The 7398-nt window shown below is 55.2% G+C and carries 9 protein-coding genes and 2 pseudogenes; 3 read left to right on the top strand and 8 right to left on the bottom strand.

Going from position 1 to position 7398, the window contains the following annotated elements; genetic code table 11:
* The first annotated feature begins 895 nt into the window (after positions 1–895).
* Entirely contained in the window at positions 896–1276 is a 381-nt protein-coding gene (locus tag PHA01_RS27580) for a hypothetical protein (RefSeq protein ID WP_271899462.1), read from the top strand.
* A 546-nt stretch (positions 1277–1822) separates the two neighbouring features.
* On the opposite strand, the gene PHA01_RS27575 is transcribed toward PHA01_RS27580, so the two are convergent.
* A complete protein-coding gene (locus PHA01_RS27575) occupies positions 1823–2251 on the bottom strand; it encodes a MerR family transcriptional regulator (RefSeq protein WP_271899461.1) in 429 nt (142 codons plus the stop codon).
* An 80-nt stretch (positions 2252–2331) separates the two neighbouring features.
* Between PHA01_RS27575 and PHA01_RS27565 the strand changes: the two are divergent.
* Positions 2332–2991, top strand: a pseudogene (locus PHA01_RS27565) (aldo/keto reductase).
* 101 nt (positions 2992–3092) lie between these two features.
* Positions 3093–3911 (top strand): annotated as a pseudogene (locus PHA01_RS27560) (alpha/beta hydrolase); the annotation flags it as partial.
* Here the strand turns inward: PHA01_RS27560 and PHA01_RS27555 are convergent.
* From PHA01_RS27555 to PHA01_RS27525, 7 genes are all read right to left on the bottom strand, one after another.
* Entirely contained in the window at positions 3896–4183 is a 288-nt protein-coding gene (locus PHA01_RS27555) for a (2Fe-2S)-binding protein (RefSeq protein WP_334312060.1), read from the bottom strand. The pseudogene PHA01_RS27560 and the gene PHA01_RS27555 overlap by 16 nt on opposite strands.
* Positions 4184–4293: 110 nt before the next feature.
* Positions 4294–4575: a hypothetical protein gene (locus PHA01_RS27550; protein WP_271899459.1), complete on the bottom strand. Its 282-nt coding sequence runs from the start codon at positions 4573–4575 to the stop codon at positions 4294–4296.
* Positions 4576–4815: 240 nt separating this feature from the next.
* The gene (locus tag PHA01_RS27545; RefSeq protein ID WP_271899458.1) at positions 4816–5094 is read right to left on the bottom strand and encodes a hypothetical protein; all 279 of its coding nucleotides are present in this window, start codon (positions 5092–5094) and stop codon (positions 4816–4818) included.
* 179 nt (positions 5095–5273) lie between these two features.
* The gene (locus PHA01_RS27540) at positions 5274–5480 is read right to left on the bottom strand and encodes a DUF6494 family protein (protein ID WP_271899457.1); all 207 of its coding nucleotides are present in this window, start codon (positions 5478–5480) and stop codon (positions 5274–5276) included.
* A gap of 109 nt (positions 5481–5589) precedes the next feature.
* Entirely contained in the window at positions 5590–6057 is a 468-nt protein-coding gene (locus PHA01_RS27535) for a DUF992 domain-containing protein (protein ID WP_271899456.1), read from the bottom strand.
* Complete coding sequence (locus PHA01_RS27530) at positions 6054–6314, bottom strand: hypothetical protein (protein ID WP_271899455.1); 261 nt, start codon at positions 6312–6314, stop codon at positions 6054–6056. Before PHA01_RS27530 ends, PHA01_RS27535 begins: the two co-directional genes overlap by 4 nt.
* 124 nt (positions 6315–6438) lie before the next feature.
* Positions 6439–7095 (bottom strand): IclR family transcriptional regulator, encoded by a 657-nt coding sequence (locus PHA01_RS27525; RefSeq protein WP_271899454.1) that lies wholly within the window; start codon positions 7093–7095, stop codon positions 6439–6441.
* Between the last annotated feature and the right edge of the window lie 303 nt (positions 7096–7398).

Genomic DNA, 7398 nt, shown 5'->3' with positions numbered 1-7398 from the left:
ACGTAGAGGACGGCGATGGCAATGTCCAATTCCGTCAAAGTGTCCAACAGGAAAATCGCTGAGGTAATGAGTCCTGCAGCAAGAGGTGAAAATCTTGACATGCGATTCCCCCTACAATCCGATTGATTGCAAATAGAAAACAGTAAATCGATTACACAGCTTGGATAATTCTCAATACCATAACTCGCGCAGGTTTACTCCGCCGCAAGGGCGCGTTGCATTGCCACAGGCCAGCAAACTAAAGTATGACTTTTACAAACCAAGGCGCTATTCACCCGCACGTCTGTATGATGGATCATCCACCGTCGCCTCGTTATCCTATATTGACGAGTTGCGAAGGAGTGGCCGCCATGAAGCAGTTCAATACTTGATCATCCTATTCTGCATGACCGTAGCAGCTTCAGCGACGAAGCTCCGTCGGCAGCTCCTGCCTGTTACCGATCCTATTATTCCGGAAGCCGTACGTTTCTGGCTCATCACCACTTCCGCCTGTCTCTGATGAAACATCTTTGAGATCGAGGCGGTCACCCCAGGGCACAAGGATAAGATTATGAAAAAGCTCGATGCGATTTGGATAATGCTGCTTCTGGTCGGGTCGGCGACGATCGTGACCCTGGCATTTACAACAGGAGATGTATTCGCGCTGAATTGAGTTTCGCCTGTGGAGCGATGACGTTTCTTGATCCCGGATATTTGCTTTGCTGACAATGTAATTCACGACCTCTCACATGTAATTTACTTATCGTTACCTTGAATTACGACAAGTATATCATAAATCAGTTTAGCAAGCCGGGAACCGCCGACGATGGCTCGACATTCATCGTGACGCGACGGAACCAGACGGACTTGCAGTAGAGGGCGACGACCTTGCCCTCAAGTTCAGGAGACGCTCAACATGCGCTCTTTAGTATTACGTACGGCATTGGCCGCCTTGCTTGTCACCACACCGTTCGCCTCCGCTTTTGCACGCGGCGGGGGCATGGGCGGAGGCCACGGCGGCGGCATGGGTGGAGGCTTTCATTCGGGCCAGTCTCTCGATAGCTCCATGGGCAGCGTGAATTCATCCCAGTCCATGGGCGGCTCCCGCTTGAACCCTACCGGGAACACCGATCAGGAACCGCTTGGCGACTTCAGGCAAGATTTTGACGGCGTTCCTTTGCAGCGGCCCCATATCGGCACCAGCCATCGGGTGTTTAGTTCGGGATCGAGGATGCACATGAATTCAGTGGACCAATCAACCGCCACTCCGGGTCATACCGCCATCAGGGTGCGCTAGCCAGATTGGACGCCAGAAAGAGAGCGCTCTCTTTCTGGCTCCGCTGGAACGACGTAGGAATCAACCAAGCCATAGCCTTTGTCGTTTCCGAGAGGCGATGTCAGCAGCTCGTCTCGCCGACGTCATCGTGTTTCGCGCCGGGGTGCTCGTCCGGTCGGACGGCAATCTAGCCCACTTTCGCTCTACGAGAGATCCAGATTCTGCAACTGTCTCAACAGTTCCTGAACGCGGTTCTGCGCGTGAACCGCATCAACAGTTGCCGTATGCAGTTCACGACGAATCTCATCTACGTCCGACGCCGAAACGAACGGCGTGGGCCCAGGTCCCTGCCCCGTCACGAGCCACGGCAAACCTATTCCTAGTATCCCTGTCATAAGCGGCATGTGATAGGATTCCGGCGCGGCCCTGTCACACTCCCAATCCATCCAGATTTGTGATGTAACGCCAACTTGGTCTGCGGCCTGCTCGATGGTCTGCATTGCCGATTCGCGGGCAAGCGAAATCCGTCCGCCGAGCGTGTCGTCCTACGCCTGGTAATGACAAAAATCATCGCCCAACATATTGAGGCATCCTAGCGGTGGCGTTCACAAAATCACCAAGCAACGGCTCCTCACCTCTCTCGCCGGCCTCCTGCCATGCAATCTTGGCCCGGACATAAGCTTTGAGTTGATCCAGTTCGGCCGATTTCGCCTCTAGTCGGGCGAGCTGATCCTTCATCATCGCCAGACGGTCCTCGATCGGCAGATCGCCTTTGCGACGCGCCTCTCGTAAGTCGCCGATCTCCCGCAGTGAGAGACCGAGCGCTTGGCCGACGCGAATGACATCGGCGGAATGCACATCGGCTTCGCTGTAGATGAGATAGGGGTGGCGTCCGCCCTTCTGCCCCTCCTGCGGCTGCAGCAACCCAAGCCGCGCGTAGCAACGCACCGTTTCCTTGGCGAGTCCGGTGCAACGGCAAAATTCGGAAATCAGCATGTCTATTGACCATGTAGTGCGCTACGCACTTATACCAAACTGCAGTCCCTTTCTCAAACGCTCGCTTGGAGGATTGCACTATGACCACAGAAAACAGCATCGGCGATTTCCGGATCAGAGGAGACTTACGAGTCGACCGACTCGGCTTTGGCGCAATGCGCCTTACTGGGCCTGGCGTCTGGGGACCACCGGCCGATGTGCCGACGGCTCAAGCGGTTCTGCGCCGCGCGGTAGAACTGGGAGTCAATTTCATCGATACGGCGGCTTGATACGGACCAGGCGACAATGAGCGCCTGATCCACGACACTCTGCGGCCATATCCAGCGGGACTTATCATCGCCACAAAAGGCGGGATGAGGAAAACAGGACCCTCAACCGCGACCTCATGGGGCATCGAGATCGACGGCAGCGAGTCGCACCTTCGCCAAGGCGTCGAAGGTAGCCTCCATGACCTCGGCATCGAACAGATCCAGCTTTACCAGCTTCATCGGGTCGACCCGAACATCCCGATCGAAGAAACGATCGGCGTGCTCGCGCGGCTTCGCGACGAGGGTAAAATCCGCCACGTAGGGCTGTCGCAGGTGAGCATCGACGAGATCGAAAGGGCGCGCACCGTTGTCGACATCGCCACAGTGCAGAACGAATTCAATCTTGCCACGCGCAAGTACGAAGCGGTACTCGAGTATTGTGAGCGCGAGGCAATCGGCTTCATCCCGTTCTACCCGCAAAAGGTCGGATAGTTCGGCGATGCCGAACCTTTGAAGGCGATTGCCGCCCGAAGGCGTAACGCCGGGGATGATAGCCTTGGCATGGGTGCTGAAGCGCTCGCCGGGGACAATTCATCTTTGTCCATGGCTTCAACAACACCTATGCCGACGCCGTCTTTCGCTTCGCCCAGATCGTTCACGACTCGGGCACCGATGCGGCACCGATTCTCTTCGCCTGGCCATCGCGGGCGCGGGTTTTTGACTACCTCTATGACAAGGAGAGCGCCAACTACTCGCGCCGTGCCTTGGAGGACTTGATCATTCAGGCGACCAGGAGCCCTGATGTCGATGACGTGACCATCCTCGCGCATTCGATGGGGACCTGGCTCGCGGCGGAGGCACTGCGCGGTGTTGCCATGCGCGAAAAGTCTATCCCAGCCAAGGTCAAGAATGTCATCCTTGCATCCCCGGACATCGATATCGATGTCTTTCGCCGCCAGTTCATCGAAATGGGACCAAAGCGGCCGCATTTTGCGATCCTGACGTCGACACACGACAAGGCTCTGGAGGTCTCTGGCTGGCTCTCGGGCGGCGTCGACCGTGTCGGTGGCGCAGATCTCAAACCATATGCCTCTGTGCTTGAAGAACTTGGCGTTTCGGTCATCGACACGAGCGCCATCGCCTCGAACGATCCGCTCGGCCACAATGCCTTTGCCGACAGTCCCGAGATCGTACGCCTGCTTGGGAGGCGGCTGTCCGGGCAATCGCTATCGGGACGAGAGGCGTCATTCGCGGACCGCGCGGGAGTGGCAGCTGCAAATTTTGCCGGGTCGGCGGCCCGCGTGACCGTTGCCGCTCCTGTCTCGGTCATCAGCGGCGAGGCCCGCGATGTATTGAAACGCGAACTCTCTCCTTCGAGCGGACAGCTCGTTGACGGTCAGGTCAGGGGATGAAGCCCGTCGGGAGCTCCAATGCCTTCGATGGTTGTGACAACAGAGCCGTTGCGGCCTACGGCGAGCACCAGGCAACTGTTGATCCGATGACCGTTGAGAAGCACCATACATGCACCACATTGGCCGTGATCGCACCCCTTCTTGGCGCCCGTAAGATCAAACTCCTCCCGCAGCAGATCAAGCAGCGTCACCCACGGCTCGACAGTAGCTACCCGTATGACGCCGTTGATGATGTAGGCCACGCGATGTGCTGTGTCTGGTGCCGCATCCATGATGTCACCGAAGTCCCATCCCCTTGGTGTTCGAGTGCGCTTCTTTTGCAAATACTAGGCGCGGATTAACCTCGTGACAAGTTCGGTCCGCCGGTCATCGACAGGGGACCTCAGCCAGGAATCTCAACTGAGTGTTGAAGGAAGAAACGAGCGTTCGGTGTGTCATATAGGATCGTAAAAGCTTGCAAAAATATGCGCCCAAATACCAGCTGGTATGGCCATTCTTTCGCTAACGTGTCCTGTGAAATGATTGGAAGCTGAATAGGCTCCAGTAGGCGCTCAATGAGAACGTGGCCGAGATGGACATTCTGGATTTCAGTAGTCCCATTGACGGGCACTTGTTTGATGACAGGCGCATCCCACTTTTCGAGAAGCCTCTTATCGGCGAACACAAAAGCTGCTCCCGACCTCATCGAAATCGAAGAAAGAGACGGGATTGTTCGGATGGGAGAATCCAAATCGAGCCTTGATGCATGGATGGATCTTGAATGCATTCGCACCCGTTGCTGATCCGAGATGGTGTATTGGTATTTCGATGAGTTTTTTGCAAAAGTCCGCCAAATATTGATTGTCGGGGGATAATTTCAGGATCCTACCAATAAAGATACGCAGTGACGCGGCAATAAGTTTTATTATTTCGTCCTGTTGTTGTCGTTCTGAATAACCGGACTGAAGTGTTGCACCGTGCCGTAGCGCAAGTTCTTGAGTTCTACGATCCCTCCTTCCAAAACGGTATAGACAACTTCCCCGTTTCTGGCGGAAGCGGTGTCGCCGGGCTTTCCTTCACCTCTTAGGATTTTGTTGATGGTAACGAATTGCGATCCGCTGTCATCCTCGGCCAATGCAAACTGTGGATGAAGCAGTCCGAGAGTCATCAGCAAAGGAATAAGAGCGGTTGTTTGTCTTTTCATATTCAGTCCTTCAACAGGGCCCGCTGGTGCCTCTATCGGCCCCGGCCATCGACGCCTGCAAGAGCGTTTAAGCCGTCGCAGGAAGCGTCGGGCCGACAAAAGCTCCTAACATTCCGAATGCCACAGTGGGCAGGGATGCCAATAAAAATATGCACTCTGAGTTCACATGAGCGCAGTCGTCATTGAAGCTTGATTGTCCCGTCAATGGTGTGTGCGAGATCGACCTTCTCCAAAGTGAGCACGATTTTGACGGACAGGCTCTCGCTGCCCGTCAACCGACCATCGCTTAACGCCTCGCGGATGCTCGTCTCGATCTGGCGCTGGGAGGTAATGCCCACCAGTTTGAGGAACTGGCGTAGAGAAGTGTTGAGTGCTTCTTCGTTCATGGCATGCTCGTTGTCAAAAACCGTCACTCGCCAGGCACAGACCCAACTGGTCCGAGGCAGTTCATTTATAAGCCACCAGTATAAGCCACCAGCCGGCCCATGGAAATGATCAAGGTGCCGTGTTCAAAGTGACCGTCGCAACTCCTCCGGCAAAGTTGATGCCTTCCTGGCCCTCGACTGAAATCGGCTGCAGGGAATACGCCTTGCCTGTGCCGCCGACAAGAATGTTTGCGCCCGCGCCCGGGCCGACCGAGGCATTCGCTCGGACACCTGCGTATGCGCCTGCGAGTGCTCCTGCCGGAAGCCCACTGTTCGCCGCAACGACGCCCCAGATCAGGTGGCCTGATGCGACTTCGCCCACTGCGACACCGTATTCGTCGATCGACCCCGTATAGTTATCGGTCTTGCCGCCCTTGTGGGGCTTGAATGTGCAGGACAGTTTTTGTTTCTCCACGACAATCATTCCTATTCCTTGGGAAACGTCGCAGGCGAGTGTTCCAACCTGAACAGATTCCGCACTTGCATCCAAGGGCATCAACGCGGCGGCACCGATAAGAATTTTACGAAGAATGTTCATTTCGTCACTCCTGTGCTTTTGGGATGCAACTGTTTCAGATGAGACCCAGCCACCGCTCCCTTGATGCCGAACGAGTCTAGGACATCCGAGACCGTCGTCGCCAGATCATCCAGAGCTAGAAATTGATCAATGACTTCCTGGCTTGGACGAGGGAACTTTATTTTGGAGATGCGTTCGAGCGGAACTTGCCCCCAGACCCTTCCCGCCTCTTTGTACTCAGAATAATCGCGTTCTACGTCTTTACGTGTCTGACTCATATTTTATGCTCCTTGGATGTTTTGGGCAGCCCTATGCCGCCGGAGAATTCTTGAAGTCTTTTTCGAGTGCGGCAGCTTCGCTTTGGAGTAGCTCCACGTAGCGATTGGTTAAGTCTCCATTCAATTAGCTCAGAACTCCCGCGATACTCATCGCGTCGATTTGGCCAGCCGGACCGCGGACGGGCACGGAGATCTCGAAGCCATGAGGAGTAACTTCTCCATGACTGACGGCAAATCCGCGCTTTGCGATTGCGGCAAGGTCTTCCGTCAGCGCCGCGCGGTCGTTGGCGGCGACGAGTTCGAAAGCTCTTTCTCTGGTATCGTTGTCAGCGTGAGCCAGCAAAACTTCGCTGGTTGCGCCTACGTGAAGGGGTCTGGTCTGTCCCTCCCGTGCAGTGAAACGCAGCGTGTCGGGGGACTCCTCAGCAACCAGCACGATCCGGTGCACCCCTTCGATCCTTGAGAAGAATGCGGTGTCGCTGGTTTGGAAAACCAAACGTTTTAGAACGGGCCTTATCTTTTCTTCCATACGTGAGAAGGGGTTGTGAACCAGTCCACCCAACCGAAATATCGTGCTGCCTAACTCGTATGTGCCGACTTCGACGTTTGATCGAATAAATCCATACCCCTCAAGCGTGCCTAACACGCGCAGCAGACGACTGCGGTTTTGGCCCGTCCTTTCAAAAAGATCCTTGAGACGGACAGGAACGTCACGGTCAAAAGCCGCCAATACCTCTAATGCCGCAGATACCGCCGCAATATGTCGACCGGCTTCTTTCATTTTCTATCCTGTAGAAATTACTTTCTATTTTCTGGCCGTTGCGCGGGGACGCGAATGGGGCATAGGGATATCCTTTCGGCCTGCGCATGAACTGGAAAAGGGGCACGTCGCAGTGCATCCCGATCCCTTCGGGCGGCAGCTTTCTCTAACAGGCAAGGATTTGCCGGCGACACATACGAATTCGGCTTTCTCTTGAAGAACTTGACACTTCCTTGAGGCCGCGACCACATCAGATTTGTTGCAGACACTGCAGGATAAACGCTGTTGGAATTATGTGACGTACGGCTGCATTTTGGATTGCAG

This window comes from Candidatus Phyllobacterium onerii (genome assembly GCF_028331445.1).
Taxonomy (GTDB): domain Bacteria; phylum Pseudomonadota; class Alphaproteobacteria; order Rhizobiales; family Rhizobiaceae; genus Phyllobacterium; species Phyllobacterium onerii.
Note: the sequence above shows the minus strand (reverse complement) of the source record. Positions and strands in the feature narration are given on the sequence as shown.